The sequence below is a fragment of the Citrobacter sp. wls717 genome (assembly GCF_005280955.1).
Lineage (GTDB): Bacteria > Pseudomonadota > Gammaproteobacteria > Enterobacterales > Enterobacteriaceae > Citrobacter > Citrobacter werkmanii.
This window is the reverse complement of record NZ_SZWW01000053.1, coordinates 250544-268036: the sequence shown is the minus strand read 5'-3', so window position 1 is coordinate 268036 and position 17493 is coordinate 250544. Positions and strand designations below refer to the sequence as shown.

The window sequence follows — 17493 nt, the reverse complement described above, 5'->3', positions numbered from 1 at the left end:
AAATTTTAACATAAAGTGCTATATGATATTTTTCAATGAATTAGAGTGAAAATAAAAAGTACAACATCTCCAGGTACTGTACAGCCTTTGTTTCCCGGGAGCGGTACGGCGTCTGTATAGCCTTACACGTGTAAATTTATGGTTAAAATAATGTATTGAAAATCAGGACATAACCGCGTTTGTCTGATACTGTCCTTACCTCACCTCATCCCTTAATCCCGGACTGTCCATGCTCACGACCATTATTTACCGTAGCCATCTACGTGATGACGCCCCCCTCTGTGCGATTGAGGATATGGTGATGGCCGCAAATCTGAAAAACAGGCGCTCTGATGTTACAGGGATCTTGCTCTTTAACGGTCAGCATTTTTTCCAGCTGCTCGAAGGCCCAGAGGAGCAAGTGAAGGAGATTTATCGTTGTATCTGTAACGACTCACGGCACTACAATATTGTCGAACTGATGTGCGATTATGCTCCTGCCCGCCGGTTTGGGAAGGTCGGGATGGAGTTATTTGATTTACAAAAACATGAACGGGCTGAGGTCTTACAAGCGGTACTGAATCAGGGGACGTCAAAATTCCAGCTCACCTATGATGACCGGGCATTGCAGTTTTTCCGGACATTCGTACTGGCAACGGAAAAATCGACTTATTTTGAAATCCCTGCTGCCGATTTCTGGGATTTTATCACCGATAAAAGTTGTACAACCCTTAATGAAGCAGAGCTCGCGTCAAATACCGACTACACCTTTGCCTTTCAACCAATTATCGACCCTATGTCACAACGCGTTATCGCTCTGGAAGCGCTTATTCGTGGTAAAGATGGGGAAACTCCGGCAGCGTACTTTGACAAATTAAGCACGGAAGAGATGTACACAGCGGATCTGGAAAGTAAAAAGACGGCATTTGCCATGGCCAGCGCTCTGAATCTTGGTGAAAAAATGTTGTCAGTCAATCTGTTACCCATGACGCTGGTGAACAGACCCGACGCTGTTAACTTTCTGATTCATGAAATAGCCGCAAATGGACTGGTCCCTGAACAAATCATCGTGGAATTTACCGAGAGCGAAGTCATCTCCCGCTTTGATGCTTTTGCACAGGCGGTAAAATCACTTAAAGCGGCAGGGATTTGTGTGGCAGTTGATCATTTTGGCGCGGGTTATGCTGGGCTTTTACTTCTGTCTCGTTTCCAGCCGGACAGAATAAAGATCAGTCGAGAACTCATTGCTGATGTCCATAAAAGTGGCCCAAGACAGGCCATCATTCAGGCGATCATTAAATGCTGTACTTCACTTGAGATTCAGCTTTCAGCCGTTGGCATTGAAAAACCCGAAGAATGGATGTGGCTTGAATCCGCTGGGATCGAGCTTTTCCAGGGTAACTTATTTGCAGCAGCCTTGCTGAACGGTACCCCTTCTGTGGCATGGCCTGAGAGAAAATAAATCGCCACACAATAAATCATTAATATTCAATGGATTATGAAAGTCATTTGTTACCTCCCCCCTTTTCTGAGGTTAAAGCCAGCAATATTCTCACGCGTGATAGTAAAGTAAATCTTAATTTTGCTAGAATGCTCTGTATGTTTTGTACAATTTGATGCATGTTGTACAAAGTGACAGGAACCGCATATCGGTGACGGAGAATCAGGAGTGTTTGGGGGAACTATGGCTTATTACAGCATCGGCGACGTCGCAGAACGTTGCGGGATAAATCCCGTAACCCTTCGGGCATGGCAACGACGCTACGGTTTACTCAAACCTCAACGAAGCGAAGGCGGACACCGACTCTTTGATGAAGAGGATATTCAACGTATTGAAGAAATCAAACGTTGGATTAGCAATGGTACGCCTGTCGGGAAAGTGAAAGCATTACTGGAAACCAGTACCCGCGAAACTGATGATGACTGGAATCAATTACAGGAAGAGATGATGAGCATTCTGCGGATGGCCAATCCGCCGAAGCTGCGGGCCAAAATGCTCTCTCTTGGCCGCGCGTATCCGGTCGATGCATTGATTGACCGAGTCTATCTTCCTGTACGCCAGCGACTCATACTTGATCATAATACCTCTCGCATAATGAACAGCATGCTTGACGGCGCGCTGATCGAATATGTTGCGGTACTTCTGTCAGAAACGCGTCGCAAGTCAGGGAAAGATGCCATTCTGATGGCCTGGGATGTTGAAGACAGAACCCGTTTATGGCTTGAGGCCTGGCGCTTATCGCAATCCGGGTGGCATATCGCCATTCTTGCAGAGCCTATTGAAACACCACGTCCTGAGCTATTCCCCGGGCAAACGCTTTTCGTCTGGACCGGTACGGCGCCAACCAGACGACAAAATGAACTGCTGCAACACTGGAATGAGCAGGGATACAAAGTTATTTTCCACGGGCCTTAAGCCGACAGATGCCCAGCTTAATGCAATAAAGCAAACACATTTTATTATCATATTGTTTACTTTTAGAGGTGCGTCATAAATCTGACAAAATGTGTTTTTTGCAAAATGCGCATATTAAATCACTCCATCCTCGCAAAAAGTCATAAAGACAGCACAAAACAAGCATAGTTATTCATCTTTCAACTAAAGCCCATACTATCCATGCCGATAAGCTGCGTTGGCTGGGGGGGCCACTCCATGAAAAAAATGTTAAATTTAGGTTTATATGGTGAGATTCACTGTATACCACGGCCAAATTAAGAACATATTACTTTTATAACTAAGGTTTATCATGGATAAGTTATCTTACGCTTCAGATAGCAGCACATCTGCCTGGAATACCTACCTGCAACAAATCGAGCGTGTGGCCCCTTACCTGGGCGAACTTTCCCATTGGGTGGATACCCTGCGTCACCCAAAACGCGCGTTGATTGTCGATATCCCGGTACAAATGGATGACGGGACTATCCGTCATTTTGAAGGGTATCGCGTGCAACATAACCTTTCCCGTGGTCCGGGCAAAGGCGGTGTGCGTTTTCATCCTGATGTTGATCTTAATGAAGTGATGGCCCTGTCCGCATGGATGACCATCAAATGCGCAGCATTGAATCTGCCGTACGGCGGTGCCAAAGGTGGTGTGCGCGTCGATCCGTTCTCACTGTCTGAAGGCGAACTGGAGCGTTTGACCCGTCGCTATACCAGCGAAATCGGCATTATTATTGGACCACAGAAAGACATCCCTGCGCCGGATGTGGGTACAAACGGTAAAGTGATGGCCTGGATGATGGATACCTATTCCATGAACCACGGCACCACCGTGACCAGCGTGGTCACCGGTAAACCTATTCACCTCGGCGGCTCGTTAGGCCGTGATAAAGCCACCGGTCGCGGCGTTTTTGTCAGCGGTCTGGAAGTGGCTCGTCGTGCCAATATCGACGTTGAAGGCGCTCGCGTCGCGGTGCAAGGTTTTGGTAACGTCGGCAGTGAAGCCGCCCGTCTTTTCGCGGCAGCTGGTGCACGCGTAGTCGCTATTCAGGATCACACCGCGACGCTGTTTAACGCTACCGGCATCGACATGTCCGCGCTGTCAGCCTGGCAACTGGAGCACAAACAGATTGCTGGTTTCCCGGGGGCTGAAACCATCGCCAGCGAGGCTTTCTGGAGCCTGGAGATGGACATTCTGATCCCTGCCGCGCTCGAAGGTCAGATCACCCGTCACCGCGCTGAAACGCTGACCTGTAAACTGATACTCGAAGGCGCCAACGGTCCAACCTATCCGGATGCCGACGACGTTCTGGCAAGCCGCGGTATTGTGGTTGTTCCTGACGTAGTTTGTAACGCCGGCGGCGTTACCGTCAGCTACTTCGAATGGGTTCAGGACATGGCAAGCTTCTTCTGGAGCGAAGAAGAGATCAACCAACGCATGGATAAAATCATGACCGATGCGATGGTGCACGTGTGGGAAAAAGCCGCCGAGAAATCCTGCTCTCTGCGTACCGCCGCCTATATTGTCGCCTGTGAGCGTATTTTGCTGGCACGTAAAGATCGCGGAATTTATCCGGGCTAAGACCCTAAGTAACCTTGAGTATAAGCCACTTGCGAAGCAGGTGGCTTTCTATCTGCAGCTCACCGGGATCATGTACAATTCTGCACCAGGTGCAACTGGCCGAGCTATTATTTCTTCACTCGCTGCGGGTTTCTCTGCGCTGAAAATCCTCTTTTCCTGTGCAGCGATGAGGAATTGTAATAATTCGCAATCCGACCTCAACCTAAATTTGTTCATTAAGGCTCGACGGTGTGCCAGCACCGTTTTCTGACAAATATGCATATGCAAACCAATTTGCTTTGACGTGAGCCCTGACAATAATAAACGAATTAACTGATGCTGCTGCGCTGTGAATGTTTTATGTGGGCAACCTAAGCAAGAGCGCCCCTTATTGGTTAAATTTGCATTTTTCGCTAAGGACCAGTGATGTTTAATCACCGTCCCCATTTGACTGGCCGGAGTATCGTGAGGAATAAAAACAATATGGTTGATACATGAAGGCACTTCGCCACGCGCAGGAATATGCGCCCTGTCAATTAAACCCACAATAAGCCCTGGAGATCGGGTAAAGAATTCTGAATGGCAAAGATAATGTTCACCGGGGCTGAGCATTAAAATCATCACATCATCAGTTGCCCTATTTTTAGAGTCAAAATTCTGAATGCTCAGAGTTTGCTGGGCCATTTCCAGTGAAAATATTTCTCTTAGTAATGCGATCAATCCCAATTTATACATATTGTCATCACAGCGGATGCTGATGTTCATTAAGGCGCCTGCTTTAGTTTATTGGTAGGTCATAGAAATAGTAATCGCAGAGTTGATGGTTCCAGGCGTTACCAGCCCTTGCTCACTATAGATTCTGGCGCGCAAACGCCATGTATAGCGCTGATTGGAAATATTTGCGGTTAATGATTTTCCGTTGCCAAGGGGCACACCATTGCTCGCCTGTACCTGGATTGCTACGGGTGAGGCGGTACCGATATTCCGGTACATATCATTGGGATGGTCGCTATCGGCATTACCGTTAAATAATACCGTTACACGGCTTGTCCCGGCAGGACACTGTTCAACACTTAATTCAAAAGCGACCCACGGCGTGGTCGAACCCGCGGTGTATAACGATGAAGCGGTGACAGATTGCCCGGGCGTTAAATCAACAGTTTTGGTCACACTGTCGCTGCTCACCTGACAGGGCGCGGTTTTGACATTGCCGTTGATGTTGAGCGTCACAGGATCACCCATCCCCCATACAGGTGATGCGAGCATCATCACTATGGCCGTCCTTTTTCCAGGTAACATTATTTATTCCCTGTTATTGGTAAGTAATATTCAACGTCGCGGTTGCATTGGCGCTTCCCGGTCTGACGACCGGCTTAGTCTGGTAGTAACGCGCTATCAGCGGCAACGTTTCCTGCCCGCCAGTTGAACGCTTCAATACAATGCGATTATTCAGTTGCAACGGAACGTTGTTATAAAGCATTTGTATTCCTACCCCGTCTGCAGTTCCCTGCGTTCCCTGACCGTTCAGCGCCAACACGCTCGTATCGCCTGTCACATCGGGGTTCTGCGTACCCATGAGTTCCACGTTAATGTTGGCGGACGCATCGCAGTTAAGTCCAAGGTTCTGGCTATCGCTACGCGGCGGGTTAAACCCCGATTGGTTAGAGAATTCACTGGCATTAATGTCGCCAAGGTTAAAATTCAGCGTCTGGCTGGAAACAGAGCATGCTAATACCGTTACCTGCGTATTTGCATCCAGGGAAATTTGTGTAAAATAATTATCTGGTGTGACGAACCATCCCTGCATTATTACTCCCGGCGTTAAATACCCAGGGGTTATTTTCCCGGTTTTAATTAACATTACATCGTAAAAACCGAGATTATAAACGTAAGCCGTACCGTTGGATGGCAGCACAAAACTACCAGGTAAAACTGATACACGAATTCCCACACCATCGAGGTTAGTGTTAAATACATTATTTATTGGCGAGTTCGTTGCCGATAAATAATTAAACGTATAACCGCCACTGCATGACGTTGGCCTGTCGGAAGCATCCACTTCAAGCTTTGCATACCCGGAAAGTCTGGCACGCGCAATTTCGCTACCTACCGGCGCATCGCGTTGCACAATAATATTCCCCATGGTAACTGTGCCAAATAGCGTCGCATTGACGGAACAATTATCGGCATAGCTCAAACCGGGGAGAAATAATAAAATACAGAGAACGTAAATTCGGTTCATCTTAATAGACTCAATAAATAAAGTGAGTTACCGACACAGACTCTCAGTCACGGTAATACCATGATAATTTTCTTCGCTGTTCAGAGTATATTTAGCCGTACAGTGTTGTTGGTTGTCATTGCCCCAGACAACGTCCAGTACGCTTTGTGACTGCATGCCGCTTAAATAAACCTGGCCATCATCCCCTACAATGAAGCTTTGCCCCTGAACACCTCTGACCGTCACCATCGCACCAAATGGGACAGGCTTTCCGTTATCACGGCGTAACGTGAGCAATGCGCGCAATCCTACGTTGGCCACAAAATCTGTGCGAACCACCGCGCCACGGGTCGGCACCACGGTTTTATTGGTCAGTTCCAGCTCAACGTCATCCGCTATGGTTGCCGTCTCCAGTCCGATATCATTTTTGCGATAGGGAGAGACGTTACTGACAACGGTGTATCCACGAAAATCAGTGCGTACGCCACTTTGGTTTTTTATACCGACATTCGCAGCGCCCGGCGCTTTAATCAAGACGTTGGTTTCACCCAATGGCTGTGAAAATGTGACACCATCGGCGTGGGCGAGCACGCCCCCCGCTAGCGAATAATTCACCCGTTGCAGATTGCTATCGTAACTGTAACCCCCGCTGACTTCCGCGTACCCGCCTTTATAATCAGCGTTCAGGCTGCCGGTATAACCCGCATCCTCGGAACCATAACCCTGCCGAATACTCCAGTTCAGAGCATTTCCCTCCAGCGCCATCCCGCTCAAGCCGACGCTGTGCGTTGTCCCACTGTTACGGCTGGTATTCATGCTATAGCTGGCCCATGAATTGGTCGAAAAGCGTTCCAGTGGAAGGCTGATATTCAGAGCGGCCAGACGATCGCTGTCGTAGCGAGCATTGCTGCCCGAATAACCGTTTTTACTCTGCGTCCAGCTAATCCCATAGCTTATTCCGTGCCAGGTGTTGTTATAACTCAGGCTCCATGACTGCAGTGGTTTTGTGTAACGCCAGTAATCTTCCCGCACCGCGCTGAGCGAAAGGGATCCGCCTGACGCTCCCAGAGACTGGTTGATGGTCGCCTCCATGCGATTACGGCGTTTCTCTATCGATGAACTGCCGGCCCCATAAGAATCAAACGTGTCTTGCATCCCGGAATAGCCAGCCGTTGAATAACGATATCCGGCAATCGAAAAGTTTGTCCCGGTTACCACGCTGTTTTTGCTGTAACGAATGCGCCAGGATTGTCCCTGCAGTTGTCCTGTATTCTGTGGCCGGGACCAGGACTGGGTAACATCAGCCGACACCGCCCCCACCACGCCAAGATTTTTCCCGATACCTGTTGCAACAGAACGATAATTATCCGCCCCCTGGACGCCGCCATAAGCCGTGAATCCTGCCGGCAACCCATAAATGAGTGTTCCCTGAACAAAGGATGTCTGCTCAATCCGACTGTCATATGAGCGATAACGTCCGGCGGTCAAGGCATATTTGAGACGCCCTTCTCGTTGCAGCACGGGCAATGAAGCAAACGGAACGGTAAAATGTTGTTCACTACCGTCTGCTTCTTTGATACTCACGTCAAGATCGCCCGCGCCTCCGGTCGGGTACATGTCGGTTATTTCAAACGCCCCCGGAGAGACGTAGTTTTGGTAAATTTGATAACCATTTTGTCGAATGATCACCTGCGCGTTTGTCCGTGCGATTCCTCGCACCACCGGCGCATAGCCTTTCAGCGAATCCGGGATCATCTCATCATCAGAGGCAAGCTGGCCGCCGCGAAAAGGAATGCTGTCAAAAACGTCGGCTGGCGAAGAACTGTCGCCCAGTACCAGTTGCGCTTTCAGCGTAATAATATTGCGCTGCACGTAGCTATAGACGGTGTCCCAGTGCGCATTTCCCTGGCTGTCTTTATTCCAGGTGCTGTAGTTACGTAACCGCCATGGGCCAAAGTTAATTCCCGGACGCAGGTTAACGTACTGACTGTTGCTGTTGTTTCCTGTGTCCTTTGTCCGGCTGTTATCCCCACTGAGACTGTAATTGAGCATCATGGCTGTAATACCTTCATCCCACTGTTCTGGCGCAACATAACCGCGCGCCGGTGAAGAAAGCGCGGCCTGCGGAATACTCAATAACAACTTCTGGGAAGAAAATAACAGTTCGCTGGAAGCCTGAGGAATAGCGGACAGATCAGCGCAATTCTCGTTCCCGACAAGCCCTGGATATAGCGCTGTCTTCACACCGTAGCCCACCAACAACTCTGTTGAAAGGCACGGTTCCAGCATTCCCCCTTCCCGTCTGGTAAACACTACATCGCGGGTATCAACATTCTCTCCATTGAGAAGAATATCAACATGATATGTTCCTTCCGCCTGTTGTCCTGTCTCAAAGCCGGAAAGATCAACATCGCCATTTGTGGATCCTGTACGCTCCAGTAACGCAGGGTTAAAGTAATCACGACCTTTTACTTCATTCAGTACATTGGCGACGGTTAATAAAATAAACAGCAGCAATCGGACCGGAGGCGGATTAGTTATCATTTTGGCTATCATCATTGACATAATCTTCCCGTCCGGACTGCGTTTTAGAGTGAGGCGTGATACGCCTCACTTATCCCGCCGTAATCATTAATAATTCTGTAGGTTATTGCTCCACCGGTAATACCTGTCGGTAGTGCGAAACTCGCGCTGCGTCCGGGCGCGACAAACGTGACGTCTTCGATTCTTTTACCTGCCACGGTAATCTCATTAAAATTAATAAAGTATGAGGATGAGTTCGTCACCTGAATAAATTTACCGTCCGATTTCCAGCGTAGTTTTTCTACCTGCGCATCTGGTGTTGACTGGCTTAATCCGACCGGCCTGTAGATCAGTTTTATTCGCGTTTTGATAGCTATTTGTAATGTATTATCTTTACGCTCTGCCGACGGTATCGATTTAATATTGAGCCAGAACAGAGATTCTTTATCTTCTGGCAAATTACCTGCGCGAATAATGCGCATTACGTTTCGCTGCCCTTTATCCAAACGATAAAGCGGTGGAGTAATGATAAACGGTGCTTTCGCCCCGTCATTGCTTTGCGTTTCAATCCAAGATTGAATTAAGTAAGGAACCGCATCAGGATTATTAACGCTCAGCGAAGCCTCTTTCTTTCCGCCATCGTAAATGACTCGGGTACCACCAATTGAGACACCCGCATGCGCAGTAGTAATACCGATCGCCACAGCAACCAGGGGCAACATGCAAAAACGTAATACTCTCATCATAAACCTCTGAAAGGGCCGTTTGCCGGCCCTTAAAACTGCACAGGTAAATCAGTTGTAGTTAACAGTGAAATTAGCCACCGCGTTAGCCGCGCCAGGAAGAACAGGCACAGCGGTTGCCACATAGGCGGCATAGAAATCCAGATTATTATCCGCGGTACTGGATAACATGTAGGTATAACCGTTGTCCTGATTAAGTCCTAAGTTCACACTGTCTGCCGTCTTAAGACGTATTGCCACACCGCCTGCCGACCCGGAACCTTGTGTGATGGCCAACAAGCTACTGTCATTACCGTCATGCGCACCGTCAAATTTCACCTTTGCTGCGGCCACGCTGGCCGGGCAATCTTTCAGCCGTAGCGTAAATTTTGTGGTGGATGCTTCATCGCCAGTACTGACGAATGCTGTTTTAGCGACACGTCCCAGATCGACCATCAACGTATTACTACCACCAATATCAACGGTACAGGCCGAATCGAGGATTTCACCATTAAAAATAACCGTACCATCATAGGCCATTGCGTTTGAGGCCATGAGAATGGCCGCAGCAGACAACGTCTTCGCTATCACATTCTTTTTCATAATTGCTTTCCTTAACTTTTATTTATAGTGCTGCATCGTTATTTACCCTGATGCAAATAACGCCTCATAACTTTATTATTGCCATCACTTTGAAAGTATTGCGAGAAATAACAATCAGCGCAAATTAGCAAGGATGGAATTAGGCTCCATGTAAGTAAAACCGATCCTTATTAGATGCTATTGCTCTTCTGCTTATGGACAATTTTGATATAGATACACATATTTGCTCAAGTTATTTTTCGGTGTAATTTTACACCGTGCGATGGATTCCATTATCTTCCTCTCATTACCATAATTATTAAAACCAACAACATCTTATGTTGTTTTTAGCAGCATATTTATTGAGGAGGGCGACTCATGCCTGAAACAAAAATAATCATTGAATCAAGTATGTATCAAGCCTTACCGATAAAGCCGGTGGAACACATAATAAATATTATTGAAAAGCTAAAGCCAAGCACCAACATTTATGAAACAAAATACAGACAAATAATTAACTACAAGAGCAATAATTCTCATCAATGTTATTTGCTATTGAATGGCACGATTGCCATCTTCAGGCAACGCGACGGCTTTATGCTCAATTCTGAAGTCGCGCCATTTATCTTCGGACTAAGCAATCAGCTTGCAGAATCGGAATATCTCTTTATGCGGTGTGAAGAGTGCTCAACCGTTGCAGCCATTCCTCTGGAAACAGCTAATGAGATTATTGCCGATGAGGATCTGTGGGAGAGCCTGTCCATGTTACTCATTTATACGGCCGGGCGTGTTTATGACCATTGCACTCGCATTTCCGCCCCAACATCTTACGATGTTATTCGCTCACAACTTTATGAGTTGATGCGCGAATCTGACGAGTTTCGGCAGCACATTACCGCCGCAAACTATATTCAGAGCCGCACGTTTCTGTCACGGAGCAGTATCATGAAAATTCTGGCCGAATTAAAAAAAGGCGGCTATATCGTTACCGAGCGCGGCGTATTGAAACAAATACAGCAAAATATTCCCCTGAAGTATTAACCGTACGCTATGCTGCACAACGTAAACGAATGAAAATCTATGCGGGATAACCCCATTATGCCTCATGAATCGCCGATAAACCTGCTCAAACAACCCTCGCCTTATGCTCCGGAGTTGCTGCGACAATTGGCAGAAGAATGCGAGTTCAGGCGCTACCCCAAAGGTAGCCGCTTTGTATTTATACATTCTGGAGAACATCTGTGTCAGTTTATCCGCCAGGGTACGGTAAGTATTGAAAACCTGGAGAATAATCTGGCTTTAGGCATCGCCTCTGCGCCGGTGTCTCTCGGCTTCACCAGCGCATTATCAGAGAAACTATTGCTCCGCGCCCTTGAGGAATGCGAAGTTGCGACTGTCCCACTGGAAAGCGTTATGGCACGCATTGAAGCAAAACAGCTTTGGGAGATCATGGCCCGGCATATGATCATCGTGACAAATAAACTGTTTATTCAAAATGAGATGGTCGCGGCCCCCACCACTTATGATGTGCTGTGCTATCAACTACAGGCTCTGGCCAAAGAATCAGACAACATTCGCCAGCAGATTGCCGCCTACCAGTACATTCTGGACAGGACGCACCTTTCACGCAGTAGCGTGATGAAAATGCTCGCGGCCTTAAAAAAAGGGGGATATATCGAACTTGAGCAAGGAAAACTGGCGGCGATCAACCACCTGCCTGCACGATTTTAGCCTTCTTAATCTGCCTCCTGTTCGTTCACGCCCTTCACCTTGATGAAACTGCCTGCCCCCTTGCCAACCGTAAAACAAAAGGATGCCCAACGTCGCAGTTTAGGCGAATTTGACGCCATCTTGTTTCAATATGGAACATATTGAGATAGCAATGTTCCTTATTGAAACACCACCAACAGCAATTTTCTTTTGCATACCCGTGTGCAAAATTACTTTATCGGCAGCGAGCGGTCGCCGTAGCGTTGTACAAACCGATACCCTACATCAGATGGCTGCAGAATTTTGGCAGCATCCAGGACTGTCTGCGGAGCATAAATAATGAAAAAATTGATCAACCGTGTTGAAGACGTACTGAATGAACAACTCGCCGGACTGGCGAAGGCTTACCCCTCCCTGGCGCTGCATCAGGACCCGGTGTACGTCACTCGCGCAGATGCGCCGGTGATGGGCAAAGTGGCGCTCCTTTCCGGCGGCGGCAGCGGACATGAGCCAATGCACTGCGGTTATATTGGGCAGGGCATGCTCGCCGGGGCCTGCCCGGGTGAGATTTTTACCTCACCTACGCCGGATAAAATGTTCGAATGCGCCATGCAAATTGACGGCGGTGAAGGCGTCCTGCTGATCATCAAGAATTACACCGGCGACATTCTTAACTTCGAAACCGCCGCCGAGTTGCTGCACGAAAGCGGTATTAAAGTCACGACCATGGTGGTGGATGACGACGTCGCGGTGAAAGATAGTCTGTATACCGCCGGTCGTCGTGGCGTGGCGAATACCGTATTGATAGAAAAACTGGTCGGCGCGGCAGCCGAACGCGGTGACTCGCTGGAAGCCTGCGCGGCACTCGGGCGTCAACTGAATAACCAGGGACACTCCATTGGGATCGCCATTGGCGCCTGTACCGTTCCGGCCGCCGGGCAACCGTCGTTCACGCTGCAGGATAACGAAATGGAGTTTGGCGTGGGTATCCACGGGGAGCCGGGCATTGACCGCAGAGCCTTCACGTCTCTCGACCAAACCGTAGATGAAATGTTCGACACGCTGCTGGAAAACGGCAACTACAGCCGCACGCTGCGTCATTGGGACAACGTCCAGGGCGCGTGGCAGGAAGGCAAAGAAAGCAAGCGGGCGTTGCAAAGCGGCGATCGCGTCATCGCGCTGGTCAATAATCTCGGTGCGACGCCGTTGTCAGAACTCTTCGGCGTGTATAACCGCCTCGAAAGCCGTTGCCAGGATGCGGGGATCGTCATTGAGCGCAACCTGATCGGCTCTTACTGTACCTCTCTGGATATGACCGGTTTCTCAATCACCCTGTTACAGGTGGATGACGAAACGCTGAATTTATGGGATGCACCGGTTCACACCCCTGCTCTCAACTGGGGTAAATAAGGAGATTCATGATGTCCCTCACCAGAACGCAAATTGTTAACTGGCTCTATCGCTGCGGCGAAATATTCACTACCGAAAGTGATTTTCTCACCGGGCTGGACCGGGAAATCGGTGATGCCGACCACGGTCTGAACATGCATCGTGGCTTTAGTAAAGTGGTCGAAAAACTGCCGTCTATCGCCGATAAAGACATCGGCTTTATTTTAAAAAATACCGGCATGGTATTGCTCTCCAGCGTTGGCGGAGCCAGCGGCCCGCTGTTCGGTACCTTTTTCATCCGCGCCGCCCAGGTCACACAAGCCCACCAGAGCCTGACGCTGGACGAGTTGTATCAAATGATTCGCGATGGCGCAGAAGGCGTCATTAGCCGTGGTAAAGCTGAGCCTGGCGACAAAACCATGTGCGACGTTTGGTTGCCGGTGGTGGAATCTTTACGTCAGTCCTGCGAGCAAAAGCTAAGCGTACAGGCGGCGCTGGAAGCCGCAAGCCAACAAGCGGAAGCCGCGGCACAAAGCACCATCACCATGCAGGCACGCAAAGGCCGCGCCAGCTACCTTGGTGAACGCAGCATTGGCCATCAGGATCCTGGCGCAACGTCCGTCATGTTTATGATGCAAATGCTGGCTCAGGCGTCCAGAGAGTAAGGATAAAGCGATGGTAAACCTGGTTATTGTGTCTCACAGCGCCCAACTGGGCGAAGGCGTCGGCGCGTTAGCCCGACAAATGTTAATGGGCGATGGCTGTAAACTCGCTATTGCCGCAGGCATTGACGATCCTGAGAATCCCATTGGCACCGATCCGATTAAGGTGATGGAAGCCATCGAGTCCGTGGCCGATACGGATCACGTGTTAGTGATGATGGATATCGGCAGTGCGTTGCTGAGTGCGGAAACCGCCCTTGAACTGCTCGACCCTGACATCGCCGCGAAAGTCCGTCTGTGCGCCGCCCCGCTGGTTGAAGGCACGCTGGCCGCGACGGTTAGCGCTTCTGCGGGTGCTGATATCGAGCAGGTCATCCGTGATGCCATGCACGCCCTCGACGCCAAATGTGAGCAACTGGGTTTACCTTCGCCCTCGGCAGCAAAGTCCGCTTCTGCCGAACTATCACCCGACACAGATGCCCGTTCGATTGCCGTTGTGGTGAAAAACCCCAACGGTATCCACGTTCGCCCGGCCTCACGGCTGGTATCTACGCTGTCTGGCTTTAACGCCGACATGTGGCTGGAAAAAAACGGCAAGTGCGTCGTTCCTGATAGTCTCAATCAGATAGCCTTGCTGCAGGTGCGTTGTAACGACACGCTGCGCCTGATTGCCAAAGGCGAACAGGCAGAAGATGCCCTGGCCGCGTTCAAACAGTTGGCGGCAGAGAATTTTGGCGAATCGCTCGCACCAACGCAGGCGAAAAACGTGGCGACTCAGGTCCCGTCACGGGTAACGGGGACGGTATTTTGTTACACGCCATTCTCACCCGAGATAAGCCCGCAGCCCGCAGCGTCATTGCAGGCTGAGCAGCAGCGATTACAGGCCGCCATCCAGAGCACGCTGAACGATTTAAGCGAGCTAACCGCGCTCGCTGAAGAGAAGTATTCCGCCGATATCGCCGCGATCTTCTCCGGTCACCACACGCTGTTGGACGATCCCGAGCTGTTCGATATGGCGTGCGACGTAATGCGTGAAAAGCAGTGTAGCGCCGCCTGCGCCTGGCAGCAGGTGCTGAGCGAACTCAGCCAGCAGTATTTACAGCTCGACGATCCCTACTTACAGGCGCGATATATCGACATTGAAGATTTACTGTCTCGTTCGCTGCAGCATTTAACAGGAGCGACGGCGCAAATCCCGACGTTCAGCCGCCCGACAATCCTGGTCGCGGACGTCATTTACCCGTCTACGGTGTTGCAACTCGACCCGCTGACCATCAAAGGGATCTGTCTGCGTGCCGGGAGTGAGGCTTCTCACCCCGCGATTATCGCCCGTGAAATGGGACTTTGTTGGATGTGTCAGCTTGGGGAGACCCTCGATAGTATAAAGACGGGAGATACGGTCACTATTGACTGCGTGGCGCATCGGATAACCCATACAGGTTAATGGCATCAGCACACCCTTTCTCAACAGGGTGTGCATCTTCCTGGCGCGTCGGGAAATGTCTGTTTATTCGCAAAATGGGGAGTCGATCACGCGCAACGGTCGATCCTGAACTAAGGTTTTCTCATGGTAAATGCCGCTGCTTCGGCACACCGCTAAGGAGATTAACCGATGATAACACCAGCAATTCGCCATTCCGGGCTGCTTTCTGTTGCGATAAAACTGACGTTTGCCAGTACCCTTTTTGCCTTTACCTCTTTTACCGTCAATGCGGAGGACGCGCCAGCAACGACACCGCAACCACCTGATATTCTGCTCGGCCCTCTGTTTAACGATGTACAAACGGCCAAATTGTTCCCTGACCAGAAAACCTTTGCTGACGCGGTTCCCAATAGCGATCCGTTAATGATCCTCGCCGATTACCGAATGCAAAAGAATCAATCTGGATTCGATTTACGTCATTTTGTCGGAGTGAACTTTACCTTACCAAAAGAGGGTGAGAAATACGTCCCCCCTGCCGGGCAATCGCTGCGCGAGCATATTGATGGTCTGTGGCCGGTGCTAACCCGCTCAACAACAGACGTTGAAAAATGGGACTCGCTGCTGCCGCTCCCGGAGCCATATGTGGTGCCAGGCGGGCGTTTTCGCGAAATATATTATTGGGACAGCTATTTCACCATGCTGGGGCTTGCCGAAAGTAATCACTGGGACAAGGTCTCCGACATGGTGGCAAATTTCGCTTACGAGATTGATGCCTGGGGACACATTCCTAACGGCAACCGCACCTATTATCTGAGCCGTTCTCAACCGCCGTTCTTTGCCTTTATGGTTGAACTGCTGGCGCAGCACGAAGGGGATGATGCGCTAAAAAAATACCTCCCGCAGATGCTCAAAGAGTACACCTACTGGATGGAGGGCGTCGAAACGCTCCAGCCCGGTCAGCAAAATAAGCGCGTGGTCAAGCTGGATGACGGCACCATTTTGAACCGCTACTGGGATGACCGCGATACGCCGCGGCCAGAGTCATGGGTGGAGGATATCGCCACCGCTAAAAGTAACCCGAACCGCCCGGCCACCGAAATCTACCGCGACCTGCGCTCCGCCGCCGCGTCCGGCTGGGACTTTAGTTCCCGCTGGATGGATAACCCCAACCAGCTAGGTACCCTGCGTACCACCAGCATTGTGCCGGTCGATCTCAATGCGCTGATGTACAAAATGGAAAAAATGATCGCCCTCGCCAGTAAAGCCGCTGGTGATGATGCCAAAGCTGCTCAATATGACGGTTTTGCCAATGCCCGACAAAAAGGGATCGAAAAGCACCTGTGGAACGACAAAGAAGGCTGGTATGCCGACTACGATCTAAAGAGCCACAAAGTACGTAACCAACTCACTGCCGCCGCCCTGTTCCCGCTGTATGTTAATGCAGCGGCAAAAGATCGCGCCAGTAAGGTCGCCGCGGCAACCCAGGCGCATCTGCTGCAGCCCGGCGGTCTTGCTACCACCTCGGTGAAAAGCGGCCAGCAATGGGATGCGCCAAACGGCTGGGCCCCTCTCCAGTGGGTCGCGGCAGCCGGGTTACAGAATTACGGTCAGGATAACGTCGCCATGGACGTAACCTGGCGATTCCTCACCAACGTGCAGCACACTTACGATCGCGAGAAAAAGCTGGTTGAAAAGTATGACGTGAGTACCACTGGCACCGGCGGCGGTGGCGGTGAATATCCGTTGCAGGATGGGTTCGGCTGGACTAACGGCGTAACGCTAAAAATGCTCGACCTGATTTGCGCCAAAGAAAAACCGTGTGACAGCGTCCCCGCATCGCGTCCAGCCCCGGCTGGGACGGCATCAACTGAGCCTCAAAAGCAGACGCAACCGACGCCATAACGAACTTTCTATTCCAAAGAAACGGCCCCCAGAGGGGGCCGCTCACTCAATCTCGTCGCACAAGCCGGAAAACACCCAGCACAACAATCGCGCCGACTACGGCCACCAGGAAGCTGTGGAGATTAAATCCGCTGACATCACCGCCGATACCAAACATTGTTGCCAGCCATCCGCCGACCACAGCGCCGACAATACCGAGAATACAGGTCAGGATAAATCCACCGCCATCGCGCCCCGGCATAATCAGTTTGGCGATAATACCTGCAATCAGACCAAAAACAATCCAGGCAATAATTCCCATTTTCAGGCCCTCTTTCCAGTGAATGTGCGCTCGTTATTCCCGCGCCAGTGCATTAAGTATAGGCAAGCTGTTGGATGA

General features: G+C 50.1%; 16 protein-coding genes. 9 read left to right on the top strand and 7 right to left on the bottom strand.

The features are described from left to right. Positions 1-229 precede the first annotated feature (229 nt). From FDX09_RS21345 to FDX09_RS21335, 3 genes are all read left to right on the top strand, one after another. The gene (locus FDX09_RS21345) at positions 230-1441 is read left to right on the top strand and encodes a diguanylate phosphodiesterase (protein ID WP_069324669.1); all 1212 of its coding nucleotides are present in this window, start codon (positions 230-232) and stop codon (positions 1439-1441) included. A 222-nt stretch (positions 1442-1663) separates the two neighbouring features. After that, positions 1664-2395 carry a MerR family transcriptional regulator gene (locus FDX09_RS21340; protein ID WP_038641185.1) on the top strand — a complete coding sequence of 244 codons (732 nt, stop codon included), beginning with the start codon at positions 1664-1666 and terminating at the stop codon, positions 2393-2395. 331 nt (positions 2396-2726) lie between these two features. Then, positions 2727-4001, top strand: coding sequence for a Glu/Leu/Phe/Val dehydrogenase (locus tag FDX09_RS21335; protein WP_038641196.1), 1275 nt, complete (start codon positions 2727-2729; stop codon positions 3999-4001). A gap of 48 nt (positions 4002-4049) precedes the next feature. On the opposite strand, the gene FDX09_RS21330 is transcribed toward FDX09_RS21335, so the two are convergent. From FDX09_RS21330 to FDX09_RS21305, 6 genes are read right to left on the bottom strand one after another with little or no spacing between them, the layout of a single operon-like run. Next, complete coding sequence (locus FDX09_RS21330) at positions 4050-4745, bottom strand: helix-turn-helix transcriptional regulator (RefSeq protein ID WP_137347829.1); 696 nt, start codon at positions 4743-4745, stop codon at positions 4050-4052. Positions 4746-4763: 18 nt separating this feature from the next. Beyond that, a complete protein-coding gene (locus FDX09_RS21325; protein WP_137347828.1) occupies positions 4764-5279 on the bottom strand; it encodes a fimbrial protein in 516 nt (171 codons plus the stop codon). 13 nt (positions 5280-5292) lie between these two features. Beyond that, the gene (locus tag FDX09_RS21320; RefSeq protein ID WP_137347827.1) at positions 5293-6222 is read right to left on the bottom strand and encodes a fimbrial protein; all 930 of its coding nucleotides are present in this window, start codon (positions 6220-6222) and stop codon (positions 5293-5295) included. Between the two features lie 27 nt (positions 6223-6249). Beyond that, positions 6250-8745: a fimbria/pilus outer membrane usher protein gene (locus tag FDX09_RS21315; RefSeq protein ID WP_249360039.1), complete on the bottom strand. Its 2496-nt coding sequence runs from the start codon at positions 8743-8745 to the stop codon at positions 6250-6252. Between the two features lie 44 nt (positions 8746-8789). Continuing rightward, positions 8790-9467, bottom strand: coding sequence for a fimbria/pilus periplasmic chaperone (locus FDX09_RS21310; protein ID WP_087856083.1), 678 nt, complete (start codon positions 9465-9467; stop codon positions 8790-8792). A gap of 51 nt (positions 9468-9518) precedes the next feature. After that, positions 9519-10049, bottom strand: coding sequence for a fimbrial protein (locus FDX09_RS21305; protein WP_087856082.1), 531 nt, complete (start codon positions 10047-10049; stop codon positions 9519-9521). Between the two features lie 357 nt (positions 10050-10406). Between FDX09_RS21305 and FDX09_RS21300 the strand changes: the two genes are divergently transcribed. From FDX09_RS21300 to FDX09_RS21275, 6 genes are all read left to right on the top strand, one after another. Next, positions 10407-11069 carry a winged helix-turn-helix transcriptional regulator gene (locus FDX09_RS21300; protein WP_170973261.1) on the top strand — a complete coding sequence of 221 codons (663 nt, stop codon included), beginning with the start codon at positions 10407-10409 and terminating at the stop codon, positions 11067-11069. 39 nt (positions 11070-11108) lie between these two features. Next, the gene (locus FDX09_RS21295) at positions 11109-11759 is read left to right on the top strand and encodes a winged helix-turn-helix transcriptional regulator (protein ID WP_223229516.1); all 651 of its coding nucleotides are present in this window, start codon (positions 11109-11111) and stop codon (positions 11757-11759) included. A 318-nt stretch (positions 11760-12077) separates the two neighbouring features. Next, a complete protein-coding gene (dhaK, locus tag FDX09_RS21290) occupies positions 12078-13148 on the top strand; it encodes a dihydroxyacetone kinase subunit DhaK (RefSeq protein WP_038641209.1) in 1071 nt (356 codons plus the stop codon). Between the two features lie 11 nt (positions 13149-13159). Then, entirely contained in the window at positions 13160-13792 is a 633-nt protein-coding gene (dhaL, locus tag FDX09_RS21285; protein WP_038641211.1) for a dihydroxyacetone kinase subunit DhaL, read from the top strand. A 10-nt stretch (positions 13793-13802) separates the two neighbouring features. Then, positions 13803-15233: a dihydroxyacetone kinase phosphoryl donor subunit DhaM gene (dhaM, locus tag FDX09_RS21280; RefSeq protein ID WP_087856081.1), complete on the top strand. Its 1431-nt coding sequence runs from the start codon at positions 13803-13805 to the stop codon at positions 15231-15233. A 168-nt stretch (positions 15234-15401) separates the two neighbouring features. Beyond that, on the top strand, positions 15402-17114 hold the full coding sequence (locus FDX09_RS21275; RefSeq protein ID WP_087856080.1) for an alpha,alpha-trehalase: 1713 nt from the start codon (positions 15402-15404) through the stop codon (positions 17112-17114). Positions 17115-17160: 46 nt separating this feature from the next. On the opposite strand, the gene FDX09_RS21270 is transcribed toward FDX09_RS21275, so the two are convergent. Then, positions 17161-17415, bottom strand: coding sequence for a GlsB/YeaQ/YmgE family stress response membrane protein (locus tag FDX09_RS21270; RefSeq protein WP_069324680.1), 255 nt, complete (start codon positions 17413-17415; stop codon positions 17161-17163). Positions 17416-17493: the final 78 nt, after the last annotated feature.